The sequence below is a fragment of the Hominiventricola aquisgranensis genome, from assembly GCF_040096225.1.
Lineage (GTDB): Bacteria > Bacillota > Clostridia > Lachnospirales > Lachnospiraceae > Hominiventricola > Hominiventricola aquisgranensis.
The window spans coordinates 19,859-40,907 of the sequence record NZ_JBBMFC010000011.1 but is presented as its reverse complement, the minus strand read 5'-3'; the positions used below and the strand labels follow the sequence as shown (position 1 = coordinate 40,907).

Here is a 21,049-nt window from a genome sequence, read left to right as displayed (position 1 = left end):
AGATGAAGAACAAGTTAAACAAAGGAACCTACGGATATTTAGACAGACTGAAAGCTCATGAATGGAAAAAGGCAGCATTATTTCTGTCCATTCCGATCATTATATTTTTAGTGGCATGGGCGATCAACGGAACCCGCAATACAGTGGTTACTGTCATGGTCATCGTTGGCTGTCTGCCCGGCTGCAATCAGGTGGTACATGCCCTTCTGGCAAGTAAATATCATTCTATGGACAAGAGCCTGTGTGAGGAGACGGAAAAGCTGAAGGGAGACTGCATTTCCATCTATGAAAATGTATTTACCACATATGAGAAAAATTATTATGTGGACTGTATCGTGTTGTCTGGACGGGATGTGATCGGATATGCCAGTGATAAGAACACTGACAGCTCCAGGCTGGAGGCGCATATCAAGGACATTCTGAAAAAAAATTCTTATAAGCAGAATGTGAAGATATTTACGGAAAAACGAGCATTTATGGATCGGGTGGAATCCTTGGGAACCAGAGAACCGGAGGAGGTTCCGTTCCGTGAGGATGACCGTTATCCAGGCTTAAGCCGCGATGAGATTGTCAAATATCTGTTGATGGCAATTACATTATAATATTATGTATAGTATGATAAAGTGAGATTTTAGCAATGAAATTAATCACCGTACATGAGCAGGAGGAAGGACAGAAGCTCTTAAAGCTGTTGGGAAGTTATCTGAAAGAGGCTTCTGGCGGCTTCCTCCATAAAATGCTTCGGAAGAAAAATATTACATTAAATGGGAAAAAGGCAGATGGCAGTGAAAAATTGAAAGCCGGGGATGAGATCCGCCTCTTTTTATCGGATGAGACTTATGAAAAGTTTGCAGGAAAACAGCAGACCGCAAAAGAACAGTTTCCAACTGCAAAGCTGGACATCTTATATGAAGATTCCCATGTGTTGCTGGTGAACAAACCGGCGGGCATGCTGACCCAGAAGGCAGCCTATAAGGATGTATCTCTCAATGAGTATGTCTTAGGGTATCTTAGTAAAAGCGGTCAGTGGAGCCTGGAAGAAAAAGCATTTCGTCCGTCAGTATGCAACCGTCTGGACCGGAATACCAGTGGAATCGTCATCTGCGGAAAATCCATGATCGGGCTGCAGAGAATGGCAGAGCTTTTGCAGGATCGCTCCCTTCACAAGTATTATCTGTGTCTGATCCATGGTGCCATGAAGGAAGGACAGCGGCTGGAAGGATGGCTTCGGAAGGATGAAAAGTCTAACCAGGTGGAGATCCTGAAAGCTCCAGTGGAAGATGCTGCTCAGATCATCACAGAATATGAGCCAATGAAGGTTTCCTCTGAGGCTACTCTTTTAAAAGTGAAGCTGGTGACAGGAAAACCTCATCAGATCCGCGCACATCTGGCATCTGTGGGACATCCGATCATCGGAGATCCTAAATATGGGGATATGAAGATCAATGAGTACTATCGTAAAGAATTCAAACTGAACCGTCAGCTGCTCCATGCGTGGCGTCTGGAGTTTCCAGAACTGGCAGCACCGCTGACGGACTTGTCCCAAAAAGTGGTGGAAGCTCCTGTGCCGGAGCTGATGAATAAAATTATGCAGAAAGTGATGTGACCTTTATGGCAACCTGGAATTCCAGAGGATTGAGAGGTTCGACTCTGGAGGATATGATCAATCGGACCAATGAGCGATACCGGGAAAAAGGACTGGCATTGATCCAGAAGGTTCCTACCCCGATCACCCCCATCAAGATTGACAAGGAACACCGGCATATTACGCTTGCGTATTTTGATCAGAAAAGTACTGTGGACTATATTGGAGCAGTGCAGGGCATTCCGGTCTGCTTTGATGCCAAGGAGTGTGATGTGACCACATTTCCTATGCAGAATGTGCATGAGCATCAGGTGCGTTTTATGGATGACTTTGAACGGCAGGGTGGAAAAGCATTTTTGATCATTCATTTTACATCAGAACAGAAGTTTTACTATTTACATATCCGTCAGCTGCTGAGATTCTGGAATCGGGCGCAGGAGGGCGGACGCAAAAGCTTTCGGATGGATGAGCTGGATCCGGCATATTTCTTTGAGAGCAGCAAAGGATATCTGGTGCCGTTCCTGGAACCGCTGAGTCTGGATCTTGAGCAGGAACAGGAAAGATGAGCATGCGCTGAAGCTTGGATTTTGAATCCGTGGTTGACAATTCCTACGTGCATGGTATAATAACGATTGTTTAATGAATTAGCAATTTACCATAGTAAAGCAAAAGGAGAACCCCGATGTACAAACAGATATTACACACTCCGGAAGGGGTACGGGATATTTACAATGGCGAGTGCCGCCGCAAGCAGTTTATTCAGGATCAGCTTCATCAGGTCCTGGTGAGTTATGGATATGAGGATATTCAGACACCGACATTTGAATTTTTCGATGTATTCAGCCGTGAGATCGGTACGGTACCGTCCAGAGAATTATACAAATTCTTTGACCGGGAAGGAAATACACTGGTGCTTCGGCCTGATGTGACACCGTCTATTGCAAGAGCAGTCGCAAAATATTTCACAGAAGAGGACATGCCGGTCCGGCTGTGCTACATGGCAAATACCTTTATCAACAGTTCGGAACTGCAGGGAAGATTAAAGGAAACTACGCAGCTGGGCGCTGAACTGATCGGTGACGGCAGTGCGGAGACTGATGCAGAGCTGCTGGCACTGGTAGTGGAATCTCTGTTAAAAGCCGGTCTTAAAGAGTTTCAGGTGAGTGTGGGACATGTGGATTTCTTTCAGAGCCTTCTCAAAGAAGCAGGTCTTCCGGAAGAGATGGAACTGGAACTTCGGGAATTTATTTCCAATAAAAATATTTTTGGCGTGAAAGAGCTCCTGGATCCGCTGGAATTGCCGGATCCGCTGAAAGAGGCACTGGCAAGTATTCCGAACCTGTTTGGATCTGTGGATGTTCTGGATCGGGCAGAAAGCTGTGCGGTATCTGCGGATGCCAAGGCTGCGCTTGCCCGGCTCAGGAAGATCTACCGTCTGATGGAGTACTATGGATATGAGAAATATATTACATTCGATCTGGGTGTAGTAAGCAAATATAAATATTATACAGGAATCATCTTTCAGGCATATACCTACGGAACCGGTGAGGCGGTGGCAAAGGGCGGTCGTTATGATACATTGATGGATCATTTTGGAAAACCGGCACCAGCCATTGGATTTGTCTGTGTGACAGACAGGCTCTTAAGTGCATTGAACCGTCAGAATATCCGCGTGGGCATGAATCGTCCACTGACTCTTCTCTTATATTATCCGGAAGAAGCGCAGACCGCGATCGCATGTGCAGGAAAGCTCCGTCAGACGCAGGAAGACACGGAGCTGCTCTGCATGGATGCGGATAAGAATGTTGACGATTACCGGGCTTATGCAAAGAAACGGGATGTGTCCAAGCTTTGTTACTATAAGGATGGATATTTTGTGGCAGAGACCCTGAAAGAGATTGAGAGACCGGGAGTGGAGAGAAGATGAGATACCTGACTTTTGCCCTTGGAAAAGGGCGTCTGGCAAAGAAGACGATGGAGCTTTTTGAACAGATCGGCATCACCTGCGAGGAGATGAAAGACCCGGATACCAGAAAGCTGATCTTTGTAAATGAAGAACTGAAACTGAAATTTTTCCTGGCAAAAGGACCGGATGTGCCTACGTATGTAGAGTATGGTGCGGCAGATATTGGTATTGTCGGCAAGGATACCATTCTGGAGGAAGGCCGCCGCATGTATGAGGTGCTGGATCTGGGATATGGAAAATGCCGTATGTGCGTGTGCGGACCGGAATCTGCAAAGGAGCTTCTGGAACATCAGGAACTGATCCGTGTGGCAACCAAATACCCGCATATAGCAAAGGATTATTTTTACAATCGAAAGCATCAGACAGTGGAGATCATCAAACTGAACGGTTCCATTGAACTGGCACCGATCGTAGGGTTGTCAGAGGTCATTGTGGATATTGTGGAGACCGGATCAACTCTCAGGGAGAACGGACTGCAGGTTTTGGAAGAGGTTTGCCCGCTGTCTGCCCGTATGGTGGTTAATCAGGTCAGTATGAAGATGGAAAATGAGCGGATCGGCAAGCTGATCGCAGATCTGAAAGCAGTCTTATAGGAGGCAGAGAAGATGAGAATCGTAACGCTGAGCAAGGAATCCAGACAGAATCTGCTGGACAGCCTGTTAAAAAGAAGTCCGGGAAACTATGGACAGTACCAGGATACGGTACAGGAAATCGTGGACCGGGTAAAGACAAAAGGAGATCAGACACTGTTTGAACTGACCAGAAAGTTTGACTGGGAAGGTGTAGATGCTTCTAATGTGAAAGTGACAGAGGCAGAAGTGCAGGAAGCCTATGACACCATTGATCCGCAGCTGGTAGAGACAATCCGCAAGTCTCTGAAAAACATCCGTGAGTATCATGAGAAGCAGAAGCAGCACAGCTGGTTTGATACTACCCCGGAGGGAACAATGCTTGGCCAGAAGGTAACTCCGCTTGCCAGTGCAGGTGTCTATGTGCCAGGCGGAAAAGCAGTGTATCCGTCTTCAGTTCTGATGAATATTGTTCCGGCGAAGATCGCTGGTGTGGCACATGTGGTGATGTGTACGCCATGTAATAAAGAAGGAAAAGTGAATCCGGCTGTGCTGGTGGCAGCAAAAGAAGCAGGTGCAGATGAAGTCTATAAAGTAGGTGGGGCTCAGGCTATTGCAGCTATGGCATTTGGAACAGAGAGCATACCAAAAGTTGATAAGATCACGGGTCCTGGAAATATTTTTGTGGCACTGGCTAAGAAAGCTGTATCAGGATTTGTCAGTATCGATTCTATTGCAGGTCCCAGCGAGATCCTGGTACTGGCAGATGAGACCGCCAACCCAAGATATGTGGCGGCTGATCTTCTGTCTCAGGCAGAGCATGATGAGATGGCAAGTGCGATCCTTGTGACTACCAGCAAAGAACTGGCAGAAAAGGTGTCAGAGGAAGTGGATGCATTTGTAAAAATCCTTTCCAGAAAAGAGATCATCAGCAAATCACTGGATAATTATGGATACATTCTGGTGGCAGAGACACTGGAGGATGCCATTGAGACCGTTGATCTGATAGCATCCGAGCATCTGGAGATTGTGACAAAGAATCCTTTTGAAGTGATGATGAAAGTAAAGAATGCCGGAGCGATCTTCCTTGGAGAGTACAGCAGTGAGCCGTTGGGGGATTATTTTGCAGGACCGAACCATATCCTGCCTACGAACGGAACTGCCAGATTCTTTTCTCCGGTATCAGTGGATGATTTCATCAAAAAATCCAGTATCATTTACTATTCCAGAGAGGCACTGCAGCGTGTTCACAAGGATATCGAGTATTTTGCAAAGGCTGAACAGCTGACTGCACATGCTAATTCCATTGCAGTGCGTTTTGAAGATGAAAACTAAAGGAGAAGGTGTATGAGCAGATCAGCAAGTATCGAGAGAAATACAAAAGAAACAGATATCCGTGTAACGTTGGAACTGGATGGAACCGGTCAGGCAGAACTGGATACAGGGATCGGATTCTTTGACCATATGCTGGATGGATTTGCAAGACATGGTCTGTTTGACCTGAATGTTTATGTGGACGGTGATCTGGATGTGGACTGTCATCATACGGTGGAGGATACGGGTATCGTTCTTGGAAATGCGATCAAGGAAGCTGTGGGGGACAAAAAGGGTATCCGCAGATATGGAAGCTGTATCCTTCCCATGGATGAGGCGCTGGTGCTGTGTGCAGTGGATCTGTCCGGCAGACCTTATTATGTATCAGATGCGGTGTTTTCTGCACCGATGATCGGAGAACTGGATACAGAGACCATCAGTGAGTTTTTCTACGCAGTCTCCTACAGTGCAGCTATGAATCTGCATTTTAAGGTGTTGTCAGGAACGAACAGCCATCATATCTGTGAAGCTATGTTCAAGGCATTTGCCAAAGCACTGGATATGGCAGTGTCCGTAGATCCGAGAATCACCGATGTATTATCAACGAAAGGCAGTTTATAAGATGAAGATCAAACATTTAGTACCGGTTATGCCGGTGAGAAACGGGAAAGTAAACGGACAGGACGGCGTGAAGCTCGCTGGCTTCTATAGTGACAATGGTGCAGATGCAATCCTTGTCTTTGATCTGTCTGATTCGGATGAAGAGCATGAGAAAAATATTCTGCTGCTCAAGGAGATGGCACGCCGGGTGGAAATCCCCATCTATGCAGGTGGTCATATTCGTCGTGTGGAGGATGTAAAAAAGATTCTGTATGCAGGCTGCCAGAAGGCGGTGCTCAATTATGGAAGATCCAGTAATGTGGAGATGACCGAAGAGGTATCCAAGCGTTTCGGACAGGGAAAGATTGCATTCAGCATCTCGGATGCTGCTCAGTACACGGACAAGCTGCCGGAATATGGAAGCATGATCTTCTGGTCCGGCTCAGACAGTAGCTGTCCGTTCGGCGAGAAGATGCCGGTGATCAGCGTCAGCTCGGCTGCGACAGATGAGGATATTATCAATGTACTGTCCAATAAATGGGCAGATGGTATTGCAACTGCGTATTTTTCAACGGAAGTGGCTGATTTTATGTCCCTGAAGCAGAAATGTGCAGACCGGGGACTTCAGATGGATGTGCTGGTCAGCAGCCTTTCCTGGGAGCAGTTCCGTCCAAACAGCGATGGACTGGTGCCGGTTGTTGTACAGGATTACAGAACAGATGAAGTGCTGATGCTCGCCTATATGAATGAAGAGGCCTTTTATACAACTCTGAAGCTCGGAAGAATGACATACTGGAGCAGAAGTCGTCAGGAGCTGTGGACCAAGGGTATGACCAGTGGGCATTTCCAGTATGTAAAGCAGTTGTCCATCGACTGTGACAATGATACGATTCTTGCAAAGGTAAGCCAGGTGGGTGCTGCCTGCCACACAGGCAACCGTACCTGTTTTTACAGAGATCTGGTAAAGAAGGAATTTAACAATGTGAATCCGTTGGAAGTCTTTGAAAATGTATATCAGATCATCAAAGACAGAAAAGAGCATCCGAAGGAAGGTTCTTACACCAATTACCTGTTTGATAAAGGAATTGATAAAATTCTGAAAAAAGTAGGTGAAGAGTGTACGGAGCTGGTGATCGCAGCCAAGAATCCAGATCCAGAGGAGATCAAGTATGAGATGTCTGATTTCCTGTATCATGCCATGGTGCTGATGGTAGAGCGTGGCGTGACCTGGGAGGATATTACGGAAGAACTGGCAAACCGCTAGAGAAGAGTACGTATAAAAGCCGGCCACACGAGTGGCAGATCCGGAATGAGAGCCGGGACATATGCATACATTGTACGGAGGTGATGCATATGGGCGCATACAGAGAACAGCTATTAAGAGAAACCGGAGGGAGATCTACGAAGGAACTGCATATGCAGAACCGGGGTGAAGAGATACCCTCCGGTTTTCTGACTACATTTAAGATCCGGTTCACTATCAGCCTGTGTCTGTTTGGATTTTTTGCATGGATGAGTCTGACAGGAAAGGAAATCTATCATATATCAGCTGATCAGATTGAAGCAGCTGTTGAATCAGATATTCTGCAAGGTCAGATTTCTGACTGTCTGATAAAATTAGGACTTTACGAATAGGGTGACAGATGCTAGAATGTCTATAATGTTCGGAGTCTGAATCTGACTCCGGTAAGTGACATGAATAACATTTTTTGAAAAATAACAATGGACAAAGGATGCAAAGAAATGGAACTTCTGGAAGAGAGAATTAGAAAAGACGGTATTGTAAAAGAAGGAAATGTACTGAAAGTGGACAATTTTCTGAATCATCAGATGGATATTGAACTGTTTGATGAAATGGGAAAAGAATTTAAGCGTTTGTTTGCTGACAAACCGATCAACAAGATTCTTACGATTGAAGCATCGGGAATCGGAATTGCCTGTGTCGTGGCAAGACATTTTCATGTGCCGGTAGTATTTGCAAAAAAAACACAGAGTATCAACATTGATGGAGAGGTATACAGCTCTAAAGTAGAGTCCTTTACTCATAAGAGAGTCTATGACGTGATCGTATCAAAGAAATATTTAAGTCCGGATGATCATGTTCTGATTATTGATGATTTTCTTGCCAATGGCTGCGCAGTCAATGGACTGATCGAGATTATTGAAAAATCTGGTGCAACAGTAGAAGGAATCGGAATCGCTGTTGAAAAAGGCTGGCAGATCGGCGGAAAGACCCTTCGTGATCAGGGCTATCAGCTGGAGTCTCTGGCAATTGTGGAAAGCATGGATCCGGCAACCGGAGAGATTGTTTTCCGTCACTAATGAACAGAAGAAAAACCATACGGAAGACACCGGCCGTAAGTACCGGTGTCTTCTCTTGCTTAAAGGAGAGTTATGCGTAAATTAGCTTTATCAGACGAGATCCTGATGACTGTCGAGAAGCCGGCACGCTATATTGGTGGAGAAGTCAATGCAGTCATGAAGGACAAAGATCAGGTGGACATTCGTTTTGCTATGTGTTTCCCTGATGTGTATGAGATCGGAATGTCCCATCTGGGTATTCAGATTCTGTACGATATGTTTAACCGAAGAGAAGATACCTGGTGTGAACGTGTATATTCACCGTGGCCGGATCTTCATAAAGTATTGAAAGAGAAACAGATTCCATTGTTTGCACTGGAATCCCAGGATCCGGTGAAGAAATTTGATTTTCTTGGAATTACAATCCAGTATGAGATGTGTTATACCAATATTCTGCAGATCCTGGATCTGTCAGGCATTCCGCTGTCTGCAGAAGACCGTACCATGGATGATCCGTTTGTGATCGGCGGCGGTCCCTGTACCTATAACCCGGAGCCGCTGGCAGAGTTTTTTGACCTGTTCTATATCGGAGAGGGAGAGACTCAGTATTTTGCCCTGCTGGATCTTTACAAGGAATGGAAAAACAGCGGAAAGAGCCGTCAGGATTTTCTGAAGGCAGCAGCCCAGATTCCGGGGATCTATGTGCCTTCTTTATATGAAGTGACTTATGCGGAGGATGGAACGATCGCCAAGATGAAACCGATCTGCCCGGAGGCGCCGGAAAAGGTGAAGAAGCAGATCGTCATGGATGTGACCAATACCTTTTATCCGGAGAAACCGGTGGTTCCTTATATGAAAGCAACACAGGACCGTGTGGTACTGGAGATCCAGAGAGGCTGTATCCGCGGCTGTCGTTTCTGTCAGGCAGGTATGCTGTACCGTCCCACCAGAGAGCGTGATCTGGAGATGCTGAAAAAATCAGCTTATGCAATGTTGAAAAATACAGGATATGAGGAGATTTCCTTAAGCTCCTTAAGCTCCAGCGATTATTCCCAGCTTGGTGAACTGGTGAATTTCCTGATTGATGAATTCGGCTCCAAGGGAATCAATATTTCCCTTCCTTCTTTAAGAATCGATGCATTTTCTCTGGATGTTATGAGTAAAGTGCAGGACATTCGTAAGAGTAGTCTGACCTTTGCACCGGAGGCTGGAAGTCAGAGACTTCGTGATGTGATCAACAAGGGTCTGACAGAAGAAGTGATTCTGGATGGAGCCGGACAGGCCTTTGAGGGCGGCTGGAACCGTGTAAAACTTTATTTTATGCTGGGACAGCCTACAGAAACGGAAGAAGATATGAAAGGGATTGCATGGCTGGCTGAGAAGATCTCTGAGCGGTATTATGAGGTGCCCAAGGAGCAGAGAAATGGAAAATGCCAGATCGTGGTAAGTACATCGTTCTTTGTGCCAAAGCCGTTCACTCCGTTCCAGTGGGCACAGATGTGTACCAAGGAAGAGTTCCTCCATCGTGCCTATGTGGTGAACCATGAGATCAAGGAGCAGAAGAATAAGAAGAGTATCAAATATAACTGGCATGAAGCGGATGTGACGGTGCTGGAGGGAATTCTTGCCCGTGGTGACCGGAAGGTGGCAAAAGCTATCCGCAGTGCCTATGAGAAAGGATGTCTCTTTGATTCCTGGGGTGAATATTTTCATAATGATCTGTGGATGGAAGCATTTGCCCAGACTGGAGTGGATCCTGATTTCTATACAGTCAGAGAGCGTTCCGAAGAAGAAGTATTCCCCTGGGATTTCATTGATATCGGCGTGACGAAGAAATTCCTGCTCCGGGAATGGAAAAAAGCGCATGAAGAGAAGATTACGACCAACTGCAGACAGGGATGTTCCGGATGCGGTGCGGCTACATTTGGAGGAGGTGTCTGCTATGAACATTAGAGTCCGTTTCAGCAAACATGGATGTCTGAAATTCATCGGACATCTGGATGTAATGAGATATTTTCAGAAGGCTATGCGCCGTGCGGAAATAGATATGTGTTATTCAGAAGGCTTCAGCCCGCACATGATCATGTCTTTTGCTTCTCCTCTGGGGCTTGGACTTGAGAGTGATGGGGAATATATGGATATCAGCGTGAAACAGTCTCCGTCTTCAAAAGAAGCAGTGGAGAGACTGAATGCGGTGATGGCAGAAGGCATCGAAGTGTTAAGCTGGAGAGAACTTCCGGAGAATAGCAAAAATGCTATGGCAAGTGTGGCCGGGGCTGATTATGAAGTCCGTTTCCGGGAAGGCTATGAACTGGAAGAAGGCTGGGAAAAGAAGCTGGAAGAGTTTCTTGCTCTGCCAGAGATCCGTATCATGAAAGAGACTAAAAAAGGTGAGCAGGAAGTGGATATCCGTCCATGGGTCTATGATTATCATATCAAAGACCGGACGATTTTCCTGAAAGTATCCGCAGGAAGCGTTCATAACTTGAAACCGGAGCTTCTGCTGAAAGCCTTCGGAGATTGGGCCGGTGTGGAGATTCCCGCATTTGCTCTGCTGATCTGCAGAAAAGAAATGTATGCAGATGAAGGAAGCGAGACAGAACGCAAACTGGTTGCACTGGAAGAACTGGGGGAAGAGATTGGATAGTACAAGACTGTTCACCTGCATCCAGGAGGGTGTGCTCGCGGATGCATTGTATGAAGATGGAAAGTTGATGGAATTGTCGCTGCATCCACTGGAGCATGCGTCCATCCTTGGAAATATATATATCGGAAAAGTCAGAAATATTGTCAAAAATATTCAGGCAGCATTTGTGGAGATCGAGAATGGTATGCTTTGTTATCTTCCTTTGGAGGATGCACAAGCACCGGTCTATACAAAGCCGAAAAAAGAAGGACAGCCTCTGGTGCAGGGGGATGAACTGTTGGTTCAGGTCAGCCGGGAAGCGGTCAAGACCAAGCAGCCGTCGGTGACTACCAAGATCAGTATGAATGGAAAATATCTGGTCTTCACAATCGGAAATGGAAAGCTTGGCTGTTCCGGAAAGCTGTCAGGGGCGGAGAAGACAAGACTTCGTCAGTGGGGACAGGAACAGAAACTTCCAGAAGATCTGGGCATGATCATCCGAACCAATGCATCAGGTGTTGCAGAAGAAGATCTGAATACAGAATTTGTGCGCCTGATGGAACAGTATACCTATCTGAAAGGTCCGGCAACTCACAGGACAGCCTGCTCCTGTGTGCTGCGTGCCAGACCGGCGTATCTAAGTTCTGTGTTGGGAAGCAGAAGCAATTTTCTGAAAGAAATCCTGACAGATGATAAGAAAATCTATGAAGAGCTGTCCGCATTTTTGCAGGAAGAAATGCCGGAAGATTGTAATAAGCTTCGATTTTATGAAGACAGAAGTTACCCGCTGAAGGCAGCATGGAGACTGGAAAAAGGCATGGATGAGGCGTTGTCCACAAAAGTGTGGATGAAATCCGGTGCCTATCTCATTATTGAGCCAACAGAGGCATTGACGGTGATCGATGTGAATACCGGCAAATGTGTGACTGGGAAGAATAAGCAGGAAACGATCCGGAAGATCAATCTGGAAGCGGCAAAGGAAACAGCAAGGCAGCTCAGACTTCGTAATCTGTCCGGTATCATTATTGTGGATTTTGTTGATATGGAAGATCCGGAGGATGAACAGAGACTTCTGGAGACCATGCGGGAACAGTTAAAGTATGATCCAATGAAAGCAGCAGCGGTTGACATTACTTCTCTGGGTCTTATGGAAGTGACCCGGAAAAAACAGAGGAAAACATTAAAAGAACAGGCAAAGGAGTGCGGAATCTTATGATCAATGTACAGGCAAAAAAAGAAAACGGACATTATAAAAGCTTTCACATCAATGGACATGCCATGTATGCGGAGGCAGGTTCGGATATCGTGTGTGCAGCAGTGTCTGCACTGGTGATCAATACGATCAATTCGATTGAGGAGTTTACCGATGATCCATTTACCTGTGACTGTCGGGACGGCATGATTGAGAGCTGGGAGTTTACCAATGATCTGTCAGCAGCCACCGAGCTTCTGATGGATTCCCTGATGCTTGGCCTTACCAATATTGTGGAAGCCTATGGAGAAGAGTATCTCAAAGTTGAGATGGTGGAAAAATAAGATATGAATAAGATAGTTATCGGATCCACAGATCGATCTGCAAAAAGAATAGAGATCAGTGCTGCGGCACTCCACATCATTGCTATGACTTTTATGCTGATGGATCACCTTTGGGCAACCTTGCTTCCGGCACAGGACTGGCTGACCTGCATTGGAAGAATTGCATTTCCTGTCTTTGCATTTATGACAGTGGAAGGGTATTTTCATACTCATAACTTAAAAAAATATATGCTTCGATTGCTGCTGTTTGCATTGATATCTGAGATTCCATTTGATCTGATGTATGGGGGAACATGGTTTTATCCCATTCATCAGAATGTGATCTGGACTCTGCTGATGGGGCTTCTTGGGATTCATCTGATGGAGACAGTACATAAGAACCAGAAAAGATGGTTATACGTTCTGACAGCATTCGTTACAGTTGTATTTGGAATGATTTTCGGGACTCTGTGTATGGTAGATTACTATGGTGTTGGTGTATTGACAGTCTTTGTCTTTTACTTTTTCCGAGGCCGGAGATGGTGGTGTCTGTTAGGGCAGTTCCTTGCACTTTACTGGTTGAATGTGGAGCTTCTGGGTGGTTTGATGTATCCTGTTCAGATATTCGGAGCAGAAATTGAAGTTTGCCAGCAGGGACTCGCATTATTGGCACTGATCCCCATCTGGCTGTATCGTGGCCGTCAGGGATATCATAGCAAACCATTCCAGTATATCTGCTATGCGTTTTATCCCGTTCATATGCTGGTGCTTGTGCTAGTATTAAATTTTGTGAATCGATAAGATCCTCAAAATCGAAATATGAAGAAAATGTATCCTTGACAACCAATAGAAGACGAGCTGAATAGTAAAAAATGTAATACATAATAATGCACATCCTTATAGCGATTTGTATGGCCTGAAATATGGAGAGGGCATCTCGCTAAGAGGGTGTGCTTTTTTGTAATAGAATATATTGGACGCCATTGGGGAAAATAGTTATAATATGAATTAGGTATACATATCAGAAGGACACTTGTTTATGAAAAAATTAATTGATTTTGATTCTTATCCGGTTAGAACAACTTTACAGATTCTTTTGAAGGATAAAACAACTAAAAATAACATCATCTGGGCTACAGATGCTTATGCTGAAAGAGGACATGGTTTTCAGGATAAAAATCATATTGATGTCATGGCTATCAAAGGATTGGATTCGATAGATTTACAGTCACGTACGGAAAAGGCTATGGAAGAACAACAGGAACGAACCCGAAAAAAAGCAGAGGTTTTTACGCCAGTGTGGCTGTGCAATAAGATGAATAATTACGCTGATGAACAATGGTTTGGAAAATCAAATGTATTTAGTATTGAAAATGAGGAAGAGCATACTTGGACGGTGAATAGAAACACTATGTTTATAACAAAAAGCGTATTCCATCAGTGGTTTACGCTTTTTGGTGTTTATGTTTACTTTTGATGTGCTGTACGTTATAATTTTTAATAGAAATTCTGAAATGAAAGGACTCAATAGATATGTCTTTTTACAAATTTTTAGATGAAAATGCAATAGAATCATTTCTCTCAGGAAATATGCTTTTTAAATGTATAGAATATTATAGAGGACTGGAAGAGGATGAAATCGGACGCAGTGATAAACATGATGGAGAACTTGCATCAAAAGCTTGGGAAACACCATATGGAAATCCGATTGAAGTGATTTTGACGCCAAATAGAAAAGAAGACCATGTGATGTGCGTTTCAAGAAATCTTGCCAAACAAAATTTGGATAGAATGAGTAAGTTTGGAAATAAAGTGATTGTCATTGAAGATGAAGAGGCTTTTACTGAAAGAATAAGAAAAAGAGCAGATATAGATAAATATGAGTTTGCTTGTCAAAATGCATTTTATTATTCTGGAGAAGATGCAACAGATATAAACATAATGAAACGATTGTCAAAAGGTCTGGAACAATTTTCTTTTTTAAAAAGAAAATTGTTTGACTATCAACAAGAGTTTAGGTTTTTAGTTTTTAGAGAAAATGCATCACAAGATGATATTTGGTTGAAAATCGGAAATATAGAAGATATTGCTGAAGTTATGTCGCCTGAAGAATTAAAAAAACGATTAGTATAAATTAAATGGAGCAATATGATATAAGATCACTCTTTAAAGCAACATTGCTTCATACGAAAAGTTGTGTTAAAGTACAGATATGCCTAAGATAAGAAAAATGGATATTTAAGTGGGGTGATTGGAATGCCATTAACCAAAATAGAAGCAGAGAATTTTACTGTATTTAAAGATATAACCATTCCTTTTGGAAAAGGTTTGAATGTGTTGGTGGGAGAAAATGGTGTGGGTAAGACTCATATTATGAAATTAGCCTATGCTGCATGTAAGGCTTCTAAACATGATGTGTCATTTTCTCAGAAGACAACCATGCTTTTTCGACCGGATCAATCCAGTATTGGTCGATTAGTGAACAGAAATAAAAACGGAAACAACACAGCCAAGGTATCAGTGGAATCGGATGCAGCTGAAATTGGAATGACATTTTCAACTAAGACTCGAAAATGGGATGCAGAGATTCAGGCAGAAGAGAACTGGGAAAAGCAGATGTCAGATCTGACCAGTATATTTATTCCGGCAAAAGAGATTCTTTCCAATGCTTGGAATTTGGATGCAGCTGTGAAGATGGGAAATGTGGAGTTCGACGATACGTATCTTGATATTATTGCTGCGGCAAAGATTGATATTTCCAGAGACGTTGATTCAGCTTCCAGAAAGAAATATTTGGACATTCTGCAAAAGATCAGTAATGGAAAGGTAGCACTTCAAGATGACAGATTTTATCTGAAGCCAGGTACACAGGCAAAACTGGAATTCAACTTGGTTGCTGAAGGGTTACGTAAAATAGCTCTTTTATGGCAGTTGATTAAGAATGGGACATTAGAAAAAGGATCAGTACTATTCTGGGATGAACCGGAGGCTAACATCAATCCGAAATATATTCCGGTACTGGCTGAATTGCTGATCATGCTGGAGAGCGAAGGAGTACAGATTTTTGTGTCTACACATGATTATTTCCTGTCAAAGTATATTGAAGTAAAGAGAACCGAAGACAGTAACATTCAGTACATCTCTTTATATAAAGACGAAACAGGAAAAATACAGTGCGAGACAGCTTCGGAGTTTGAATTATTGGAACATAATACGATTATGGATACTTTCCGTAAACTTTACAGAGAAGAAATAGGGGTAGCACTAAAGTGAAAGTTATAACGGAATCAGAGATGGATTTCGGACCATTCGATGAAAAGAATCTGTTTCATATCGAGGAATCAAGAATATACAAAGATCTTGGTACCGGAATAAAAACAGTCGAATTCATTTTGAAATACAGCGAAAACAGTATTGTATTTTTGGAAGCAAAGACACGATGTCCCAATGCGGCCAATCGAGATGAGTCAGAAGAAAAGGAAGATAAATTTGAAGAATATTATTCTTCTGTAACTGAAAAATTTGTTGCTTCTTTGCAGATTTATCTGGCCTCTGTTTTGCATAGATATCAGGATACATCTGAAGTGGGTGAAGCTTTACTGATGGAAGATGGTATGAAAGAGATTCGACTGAAATTTGTATTGGTTGTGAAAAATGCAGAGATATCATGGCTGGCAGGTCCGTTGGCGGAGTTGAAAGCTCGGTTGCTTCCGCTTCGGAAGATCTGGAATATAGAGGTAGCAGTACTGAATGAGGAACTTGCCCAGGAATACAAATTGATTGGTTGAACCGAATTTCTGAAAAAATAATTTCAAAAACCAGTTGACACCTGTCGGTTTCTATGATAATATTCAATAGATGCCGCGCAGTGAGGTTATAAGTTTGCCGTAAGGCAGCACCGTAGCTGGCGAGTAAATATTCAGGAGGTGCCATATGTACGCGATTATTGCAACAGGTGGTAAACAGTATAAAGTATCTGAGGGCGATGTGATCAAAGTTGAGAAGCTGGGCGCTGAGGCTGGTTCCAACTACGTATTTGACCAGGTTCTTGCAGTATGTGATGACGCTCTTACCGTAGGTACTCCGGTAGTCGAGGGTGCTACCGTAGAAGCATCTGTGATCGGTGATGGAAAAGCTAGAAAAGTCATCGTTTACAAGTACAAGAGAAAAACTGGGTATCATAAGAAAAATGGTCACAGACAGCAGTATACCGCTGTGAAGATCGAAAAGATCAACAAATAATTTTACTTATCGTATCTATTGACTATGAGATTTACAGGAGGTGTAGACCTATGTTGAATATGAACCTTCAGATGTTCGCACATAAGAAGGGAGTCGGTTCTACTAAGAACGGCAGAGATTCCGAGTCCAAGAGACTGGGTGCCAAGAGAGCTGACGGCCAGTTTGTGAAAGCCGGAAATATCCTTTACAGACAGCGCGGAACCAAGATCCATCCGGGCGTGAATGTAGGACGCGGCGGCGATGATACTCTGTTCGCTTTGGTGGATGGTGTTGTTCGCTTCGAGAGAAAAGGAAGAGACAAAAAACAGGTTTCTATCGTTCCGGTAGTAGCTGAATAATCCGCATTCTCAACAGGGCTTCAAGTCGGCAAGATTTGGAGCCCTTTTTTATCACATGTGCAACCTGAATTGAATGAACGAATAAGAGGAGACAATACATGTTTGCAGACAGAGCAAAGATATATATCCGCTCAGGTAAGGGCGGCGATGGTCATGTAAGCTTCCGAAGAGAGCTGTTTGTGCCGGATGGTGGACCCGACGGCGGAGACGGTGGTAATGGCGGCGATGTGATCTTTGAAGTGGATGAAGGACTGAATACCCTGACCGATTACCGTCATAAGCGTAAATATGCGGCACAGGATGGACAGGAAGGCGGTAAGCGGAACTGTCATGGCAAAAGTGGTGCGGATATCGTGCTGAAAGTTCCGGAAGGAACCGTGATCAAAGATGCGGAGAGCGGAAAAGTGATCGCAGACATGTCCGGAGAGAACCGTCGTCAGATCATTCTGAAAGGCGGACGTGGCGGAATCGGCAATCAGCATTTTGCGACAGCTACCATGCAGGCACCGAAATATGCCAAGCCTGGACAACCATGTCAGGAACTGGAAGTCATGCTGGAGCTGAAAGTGATCGCAGATGTGGGACTGGTAGGATTCCCGAATGTTGGAAAATCCACTCTGTTATCCCGTGTGACCAACGCACAGCCGAAGATTGCCAACTACCATTTTACAACTTTAAGTCCGAACCTGGGTGTGGTAGATCTGGATGGAGATGGATTCGTGATCGCAGATATTCCGGGACTGATCGAGGGTGCTTCCGAGGGAGTCGGCCTGGGCCTTGATTTCCTGCGTCATATTGAACGTACAAAAGTCATTATCCATATGGTGGATGCGGCATCTGTAGAGGGACGTGATCCAATCGCAGATATTCATGCCATCAATAAGGAGTTAAATGCATACAATCCAGAGATTGCTGCAAGACCGCAGGTGATTGCGGCAAATAAGATCGATGCGATCTGGGATAAGGAAAATGATCCGGTGGAAAAGATCCGTCAGGAGTTTGAGCCGGAAGGCATCAAAGTATTTCCAATCTCTGCGGTTACCGGTCAGGGATTGAAGGAACTGATGTATCATGTGAAAAGTCTTCTGGATACGATGGATGATAAGCCGGTTGTATTTGAACAGGAATTTTTCCCGGAAGATATGTTTGTGCGCGAAGATCTTCCATATACTGTGGCAAGATCCGAAGAAGAAGCCAATACTTTTATTGTGGAAGGACCGCGGATCGAGAAGATGCTTGGATATACCAATCTGGAATCTGAGAAAGGATTTGCTTTCTTCCAGAGATTCCTGAAAGATACTGGCATCCTGGAGGAACTGGAACAGGCAGGCATTGAGGAAGGTGATACCGTAAGGATGTACGGACTTCACTTTACGTATTATAAATAGAGGAAATACAATGACAAGTAAGCAGAGAGCATATTTAAAAGGACTGGCGCAGACTATGGAGCCGATCTTCCAGATTGGTAAAAACAGTCTGACACCGGAAAATACAAAAGCAATTGCAGAGGCACTGGAAGCCAGAGAGCTGATCAAGATCAGTGTTCTGCAGAACTGTATGGACGATCCGAAGGAACTGGCAGCGCTGGTAGGTGAGCGTACCCGTTCTCAGGTTGTACAGGTAATCGGCAAAAAAATCGTACTGTATAAAGAGGGCAAGGACGAAAAGAAGAAGATCGAATTGCCTCGTTAATTGAAATATACAGGAATCATGGAGTAACAGATCTATGGCAAAACGGAAGATCGGACTGATGGGTGGAACTTTTGACCCGGTGCATAATGCACATCTTGCATTGGCACAGCAGGCATACCGGCAGTTTTCGCTGGATGAAGTGTGGATGCTCCCGAACGGGAATCCACCTCATAAGAGAGATCACTCAAAAGCAGATGTGAATATGCGGCTGGATATGCTCAGGCTGGCAGTGAAGGGATTGTCTTATGTGAAGGTATGTGATCTGGAACAATCGAAAGATGCGTACCATTACACCTTTCAGACACTGTTAACGCTTAACAGAATGTATCCGGAGGTACAGTTTTATTTTATCATGGGGGCAGATTCCCTGTTTGATTTTGAAGACTGGAGAGAACCTGGAATCATCAGTCAGGAATGTATCCTTCTGGCGGCTGCCAGAGATCATTGTCGGCTGGAAGAGATTCAGCAGCAGATCAGAATGTTGAAAGAAAAATATGATGCTGACATCCGAATTCTGAATACGCCGGATATGGAGATCGCCTCAGCCGATATTCGCGGAAGGATCGCCGGAGGAGAGGATATTTCTCAGATGCTTCCTGCAGAAGTGGAAGCGTATATCCGCAGCCATCATCTGTATGAAAAGGGATAAGGACGTAGGAAGGAGTGTTTTCATGGACGCAATTTGTATTAAGGACCTGAAAAAGGATCTGAAACGTGAGATGGACGACAGCCGATATGAGCATACCCTGGGCGTCATGTATACCAGTGCTGCACTGGCGATGCGTTATGAGTATGACATGGAGCGTGCCATGCTGGCAGGATTGATGCATGACTGTGCAAAATGTATACCAAATGCAAAGAAATTGAAGCTGGCGGAGAAGAATGGGCTGGAGATCACTGAACTGGAGCGGAACAATCCGTTCATGCTTCATGCGAAGGTTGGAGCCATGCTGGCAAAAGTAAAATATGATATTGATGATGAAGAAGTGCTGGGAGCCATTCGCTGGCATACCACTGGAAAGCCGAACATGAACCTGTTGGAGAAGATCGTCTATGTGGCAGATTATATTGAGCCTCGCAGAGACAAAGCTCCGAATCTGAAGGAGATCCGTAAACTTGCTTTTATGGATCTGGATCTGGCACTTCTGAAGATACTGGAAGATACGTTGGGTTATCTGGGAGATTCACCGGAAGAGGTGGACTCCATGACCAGAGAGACCTATGAGTACTATAAAGCACAGATCAAGGGCTGATAGGAGGATTATATGGTAGAAAAGAATTCTAAAGAGATGGCAAAGATCGCTGTCGCAGCATTAGAAGAGAAAAAAGCAAAAGATATCAAGATCCTGGATATTTCAGGTGTTTCTGTATTGGCAGATTATTTTATCATTGCCTCCGGAAGCAACCGCAACCAGGTACAGGCTATGGCTGATGAGGCACAGGAGAAGCTGTACAAGGCAGGATATGAAGCAAAACAGGTGGAAGGATATCAGACCGCTAATTGGATCCTGATGGATTACCAGGATATTATTGTTCATATTTTTGATGAAGAGAACCGACTGTTCTATGATCTTGAGAGAATCTGGAGAGATGGAAGCCTGGTAGAGAAAGCAGATCTGGAGGCATAAACCATGCAAGGACATGATCGGGTTCTGTCGGTAGAAAAAACCACAGAGAATAAGTTCCTGAATATGTATGATCTTCAGTATGAAAATAAAGTGGGTGGCCATGGTGTATATCACATCGCATCCCGTGCAATGTCCATGGAAGAACTGAAGATGAAGACCCGGGAAAACAAGCCGGACGGCGTGATCATCTATTCTCTCTATGGAGAAAAAAAGGATCATGTAGTTCTGGTTCGCCAGTACCGTTTTTCTATCGACGATTTTGTATACGAATTTCCGGCCGGCCTGGTAGATAAAGGCGAAGATCCTGCACAGGCCGGCATTCGCGAGATGAAGGAAGAGACCGGACTTGATTTTGTTCCGTTGAAAGCAGATGAGATGTTCTGCAAGCCCTTATTCAGTTCGATCGGAATGACCGATGAATCGGTGGCTACTGTGTACGGCTGCTCCACTGGACAGGTGTCCAGAGAAGGTCTTGAAGACAATGAAGAGATCGAAGTGGTCCTGGCAGACAGAACGGAGGTCCGCCGGATACTGAAGGAGGAAAAACTTTCCATCAACTGTGCTTATCTGCTGATGCATTTCCTGCATCACACAGAGGAAGATCCGTTTTATTTTCTTCATAATGAATAAACGATAAGGAAATAGATAAAGAAATGGCTGTTTTCACAGGAAT

At 44.4% G+C, this 21,049-nt stretch carries 27 protein-coding genes; all 27 read left to right on the top strand.

The annotated features are described in order from the left end of the window. The first annotated feature begins 2 nt into the window (after nucleotides 1–2). The 27 genes from WMO62_RS07635 to WMO62_RS07505 all read left to right on the top strand — a co-directional run bounded on the left by WMO62_RS07635 (nucleotide 3) and on the right by WMO62_RS07505 (nucleotide 21,006). On the top strand, nucleotides 3–602 hold the full coding sequence (locus WMO62_RS07635; protein WP_117496113.1) for a hypothetical protein: 600 nt from the start codon (nucleotides 3–5) through the stop codon (nucleotides 600–602). A gap of 35 nt (nucleotides 603–637) precedes the next feature. Further along, nucleotides 638–1,606, top strand: coding sequence for an RluA family pseudouridine synthase (locus WMO62_RS07630; RefSeq protein ID WP_349144293.1), 969 nt, complete (start codon nucleotides 638–640; stop codon nucleotides 1,604–1,606). A 5-nt stretch (nucleotides 1,607–1,611) separates the two neighbouring features. Then, nucleotides 1,612–2,151 (top strand): Holliday junction resolvase RecU, encoded by a 540-nt coding sequence (locus WMO62_RS07625; protein ID WP_118510568.1) that lies wholly within the window; start codon nucleotides 1,612–1,614, stop codon nucleotides 2,149–2,151. A gap of 116 nt (nucleotides 2,152–2,267) precedes the next feature. After that, entirely contained in the window at nucleotides 2,268–3,512 is a 1,245-nt protein-coding gene (gene hisZ / locus WMO62_RS07620; protein WP_349144292.1) for an ATP phosphoribosyltransferase regulatory subunit, read from the top strand. Then, nucleotides 3,509–4,144: an ATP phosphoribosyltransferase gene (gene hisG, locus WMO62_RS07615; protein ID WP_117496110.1), complete on the top strand. Its 636-nt coding sequence runs from the start codon at nucleotides 3,509–3,511 to the stop codon at nucleotides 4,142–4,144. Before hisZ ends, hisG begins: the two co-directional genes overlap by 4 nt. A gap of 12 nt (nucleotides 4,145–4,156) precedes the next feature. After that, complete coding sequence (hisD, locus tag WMO62_RS07610; RefSeq protein WP_349144291.1) at nucleotides 4,157–5,455, top strand: histidinol dehydrogenase; 1,299 nt, start codon at nucleotides 4,157–4,159, stop codon at nucleotides 5,453–5,455. Nucleotides 5,456–5,467: 12 nt separating this feature from the next. Continuing rightward, complete coding sequence (gene hisB / locus WMO62_RS07605; RefSeq protein ID WP_117496108.1) at nucleotides 5,468–6,055, top strand: imidazoleglycerol-phosphate dehydratase HisB; 588 nt, start codon at nucleotides 5,468–5,470, stop codon at nucleotides 6,053–6,055. Between the two features lies 1 nt (nucleotide 6,056). Then, nucleotides 6,057–7,298: a bifunctional phosphoribosyl-AMP cyclohydrolase/phosphoribosyl-ATP diphosphatase HisIE gene (gene hisIE, locus WMO62_RS07600; protein ID WP_349144290.1), complete on the top strand. Its 1,242-nt coding sequence runs from the start codon at nucleotides 6,057–6,059 to the stop codon at nucleotides 7,296–7,298. An 89-nt stretch (nucleotides 7,299–7,387) separates the two neighbouring features. Continuing rightward, nucleotides 7,388–7,669 carry a hypothetical protein gene (locus WMO62_RS07595; RefSeq protein WP_349144289.1) on the top strand — a complete coding sequence of 94 codons (282 nt, stop codon included), beginning with the start codon at nucleotides 7,388–7,390 and terminating at the stop codon, nucleotides 7,667–7,669. 108 nt (nucleotides 7,670–7,777) lie between these two features. Then, a complete protein-coding gene (locus tag WMO62_RS07590) occupies nucleotides 7,778–8,356 on the top strand; it encodes a xanthine phosphoribosyltransferase (RefSeq protein ID WP_118438478.1) in 579 nt (192 codons plus the stop codon). 72 nt (nucleotides 8,357–8,428) lie between these two features. After that, nucleotides 8,429–10,288 carry a TIGR03960 family B12-binding radical SAM protein gene (locus tag WMO62_RS07585; RefSeq protein WP_118510434.1) on the top strand — a complete coding sequence of 620 codons (1,860 nt, stop codon included), beginning with the start codon at nucleotides 8,429–8,431 and terminating at the stop codon, nucleotides 10,286–10,288. Beyond that, complete coding sequence (locus WMO62_RS07580; RefSeq protein WP_349144288.1) at nucleotides 10,278–10,982, top strand: TIGR03936 family radical SAM-associated protein; 705 nt, start codon at nucleotides 10,278–10,280, stop codon at nucleotides 10,980–10,982. Before WMO62_RS07585 ends, WMO62_RS07580 begins: the two co-directional genes overlap by 11 nt. Further along, nucleotides 10,975–12,177 carry an Rne/Rng family ribonuclease gene (locus tag WMO62_RS07575; protein ID WP_349144287.1) on the top strand — a complete coding sequence of 401 codons (1,203 nt, stop codon included), beginning with the start codon at nucleotides 10,975–10,977 and terminating at the stop codon, nucleotides 12,175–12,177. Before WMO62_RS07580 ends, WMO62_RS07575 begins: the two co-directional genes overlap by 8 nt. Continuing rightward, nucleotides 12,174–12,497 carry a ribosomal-processing cysteine protease Prp gene (locus tag WMO62_RS07570; protein ID WP_118438284.1) on the top strand — a complete coding sequence of 108 codons (324 nt, stop codon included), beginning with the start codon at nucleotides 12,174–12,176 and terminating at the stop codon, nucleotides 12,495–12,497. The genes WMO62_RS07575 and WMO62_RS07570 overlap by 4 nt, the downstream gene beginning before the upstream one ends. Before the next feature lie 3 nt (nucleotides 12,498–12,500). After that, nucleotides 12,501–13,277 (top strand): TraX family protein, encoded by a 777-nt coding sequence (locus WMO62_RS07565; RefSeq protein WP_349144286.1) that lies wholly within the window; start codon nucleotides 12,501–12,503, stop codon nucleotides 13,275–13,277. Between the two features lie 238 nt (nucleotides 13,278–13,515). Then, the gene (locus WMO62_RS07560) at nucleotides 13,516–13,953 is read left to right on the top strand and encodes a hypothetical protein (protein ID WP_349144285.1); all 438 of its coding nucleotides are present in this window, start codon (nucleotides 13,516–13,518) and stop codon (nucleotides 13,951–13,953) included. 56 nt (nucleotides 13,954–14,009) lie between these two features. After that, nucleotides 14,010–14,609: a hypothetical protein gene (locus tag WMO62_RS07555; protein ID WP_349144284.1), complete on the top strand. Its 600-nt coding sequence runs from the start codon at nucleotides 14,010–14,012 to the stop codon at nucleotides 14,607–14,609. Nucleotides 14,610–14,732: 123 nt separating this feature from the next. Continuing rightward, nucleotides 14,733–15,749, top strand: coding sequence for an AAA family ATPase (locus tag WMO62_RS07550; RefSeq protein ID WP_349144283.1), 1,017 nt, complete (start codon nucleotides 14,733–14,735; stop codon nucleotides 15,747–15,749). After that, on the top strand, nucleotides 15,746–16,264 hold the full coding sequence (locus tag WMO62_RS07545; RefSeq protein WP_349144282.1) for a hypothetical protein: 519 nt from the start codon (nucleotides 15,746–15,748) through the stop codon (nucleotides 16,262–16,264). Before WMO62_RS07550 ends, WMO62_RS07545 begins: the two co-directional genes overlap by 4 nt. A 145-nt stretch (nucleotides 16,265–16,409) precedes the next feature. Next, nucleotides 16,410–16,718, top strand: coding sequence for a 50S ribosomal protein L21 (gene rplU / locus WMO62_RS07540; protein WP_117496099.1), 309 nt, complete (start codon nucleotides 16,410–16,412; stop codon nucleotides 16,716–16,718). 50 nt (nucleotides 16,719–16,768) lie between these two features. Then, nucleotides 16,769–17,056 (top strand): 50S ribosomal protein L27, encoded by a 288-nt coding sequence (gene rpmA / locus WMO62_RS07535; protein ID WP_117496098.1) that lies wholly within the window; start codon nucleotides 16,769–16,771, stop codon nucleotides 17,054–17,056. A gap of 98 nt (nucleotides 17,057–17,154) precedes the next feature. Then, a complete protein-coding gene (gene obgE / locus WMO62_RS07530; protein ID WP_117496097.1) occupies nucleotides 17,155–18,444 on the top strand; it encodes a GTPase ObgE in 1,290 nt (429 codons plus the stop codon). A gap of 10 nt (nucleotides 18,445–18,454) precedes the next feature. Further along, nucleotides 18,455–18,748: a ribosome assembly RNA-binding protein YhbY gene (yhbY, locus tag WMO62_RS07525; RefSeq protein WP_117496096.1), complete on the top strand. Its 294-nt coding sequence runs from the start codon at nucleotides 18,455–18,457 to the stop codon at nucleotides 18,746–18,748. A gap of 34 nt (nucleotides 18,749–18,782) precedes the next feature. Next, nucleotides 18,783–19,397, top strand: a complete 615-nt coding sequence (nadD, locus tag WMO62_RS07520; protein WP_349144281.1) for a nicotinate-nucleotide adenylyltransferase — start codon at nucleotides 18,783–18,785, stop codon at nucleotides 19,395–19,397. Between the two features lie 22 nt (nucleotides 19,398–19,419). Beyond that, nucleotides 19,420–20,001 carry a bis(5'-nucleosyl)-tetraphosphatase (symmetrical) YqeK gene (yqeK, locus tag WMO62_RS07515; RefSeq protein WP_117496094.1) on the top strand — a complete coding sequence of 194 codons (582 nt, stop codon included), beginning with the start codon at nucleotides 19,420–19,422 and terminating at the stop codon, nucleotides 19,999–20,001. Nucleotides 20,002–20,013: 12 nt separating this feature from the next. Further along, nucleotides 20,014–20,376: a ribosome silencing factor gene (gene rsfS, locus WMO62_RS07510; protein ID WP_118438279.1), complete on the top strand. Its 363-nt coding sequence runs from the start codon at nucleotides 20,014–20,016 to the stop codon at nucleotides 20,374–20,376. 3 nt (nucleotides 20,377–20,379) lie between these two features. After that, nucleotides 20,380–21,006, top strand: coding sequence for an NUDIX hydrolase (locus WMO62_RS07505; protein WP_117496092.1), 627 nt, complete (start codon nucleotides 20,380–20,382; stop codon nucleotides 21,004–21,006). Nucleotides 21,007–21,049: the final 43 nt, after the last annotated feature.

Coding starts and splice junctions, on each gene's coding strand:
- WMO62_RS07635 (WP_117496113.1), top strand. CDS start 3: ATGAAGAACAAGTTAAACAAAGGAACCTACGGATATTTAGACAGACTG.
- WMO62_RS07630 (WP_349144293.1), top strand. CDS start 638: ATGAAATTAATCACCGTACATGAGCAGGAGGAAGGACAGAAGCTCTTA.
- WMO62_RS07625 (WP_118510568.1), top strand. CDS start 1,612: ATGGCAACCTGGAATTCCAGAGGATTGAGAGGTTCGACTCTGGAGGAT.
- hisZ (WP_349144292.1), top strand. CDS start 2,268: ATGTACAAACAGATATTACACACTCCGGAAGGGGTACGGGATATTTAC.
- hisG (WP_117496110.1), top strand. CDS start 3,509: ATGAGATACCTGACTTTTGCCCTTGGAAAAGGGCGTCTGGCAAAGAAG.
- hisD (WP_349144291.1), top strand. CDS start 4,157: ATGAGAATCGTAACGCTGAGCAAGGAATCCAGACAGAATCTGCTGGAC.
- hisB (WP_117496108.1), top strand. CDS start 5,468: ATGAGCAGATCAGCAAGTATCGAGAGAAATACAAAAGAAACAGATATC.
- hisIE (WP_349144290.1), top strand. CDS start 6,057: ATGAAGATCAAACATTTAGTACCGGTTATGCCGGTGAGAAACGGGAAA.
- WMO62_RS07595 (WP_349144289.1), top strand. CDS start 7,388: ATGGGCGCATACAGAGAACAGCTATTAAGAGAAACCGGAGGGAGATCT.
- WMO62_RS07590 (WP_118438478.1), top strand. CDS start 7,778: ATGGAACTTCTGGAAGAGAGAATTAGAAAAGACGGTATTGTAAAAGAA.
- WMO62_RS07585 (WP_118510434.1), top strand. CDS start 8,429: ATGCGTAAATTAGCTTTATCAGACGAGATCCTGATGACTGTCGAGAAG.
- WMO62_RS07580 (WP_349144288.1), top strand. CDS start 10,278: ATGAACATTAGAGTCCGTTTCAGCAAACATGGATGTCTGAAATTCATC.
- WMO62_RS07570 (WP_118438284.1), top strand. CDS start 12,174: ATGATCAATGTACAGGCAAAAAAAGAAAACGGACATTATAAAAGCTTT.
- WMO62_RS07565 (WP_349144286.1), top strand. CDS start 12,501: ATGAATAAGATAGTTATCGGATCCACAGATCGATCTGCAAAAAGAATA.
- WMO62_RS07560 (WP_349144285.1), top strand. CDS start 13,516: ATGAAAAAATTAATTGATTTTGATTCTTATCCGGTTAGAACAACTTTA.
- WMO62_RS07555 (WP_349144284.1), top strand. CDS start 14,010: ATGTCTTTTTACAAATTTTTAGATGAAAATGCAATAGAATCATTTCTC.
- WMO62_RS07550 (WP_349144283.1), top strand. CDS start 14,733: ATGCCATTAACCAAAATAGAAGCAGAGAATTTTACTGTATTTAAAGAT.
- rplU (WP_117496099.1), top strand. CDS start 16,410: ATGTACGCGATTATTGCAACAGGTGGTAAACAGTATAAAGTATCTGAG.
- rpmA (WP_117496098.1), top strand. CDS start 16,769: ATGTTGAATATGAACCTTCAGATGTTCGCACATAAGAAGGGAGTCGGT.
- obgE (WP_117496097.1), top strand. CDS start 17,155: ATGTTTGCAGACAGAGCAAAGATATATATCCGCTCAGGTAAGGGCGGC.
- yhbY (WP_117496096.1), top strand. CDS start 18,455: ATGACAAGTAAGCAGAGAGCATATTTAAAAGGACTGGCGCAGACTATG.
- nadD (WP_349144281.1), top strand. CDS start 18,783: ATGGCAAAACGGAAGATCGGACTGATGGGTGGAACTTTTGACCCGGTG.
- yqeK (WP_117496094.1), top strand. CDS start 19,420: ATGGACGCAATTTGTATTAAGGACCTGAAAAAGGATCTGAAACGTGAG.
- rsfS (WP_118438279.1), top strand. CDS start 20,014: ATGGTAGAAAAGAATTCTAAAGAGATGGCAAAGATCGCTGTCGCAGCA.
- WMO62_RS07505 (WP_117496092.1), top strand. CDS start 20,380: ATGCAAGGACATGATCGGGTTCTGTCGGTAGAAAAAACCACAGAGAAT.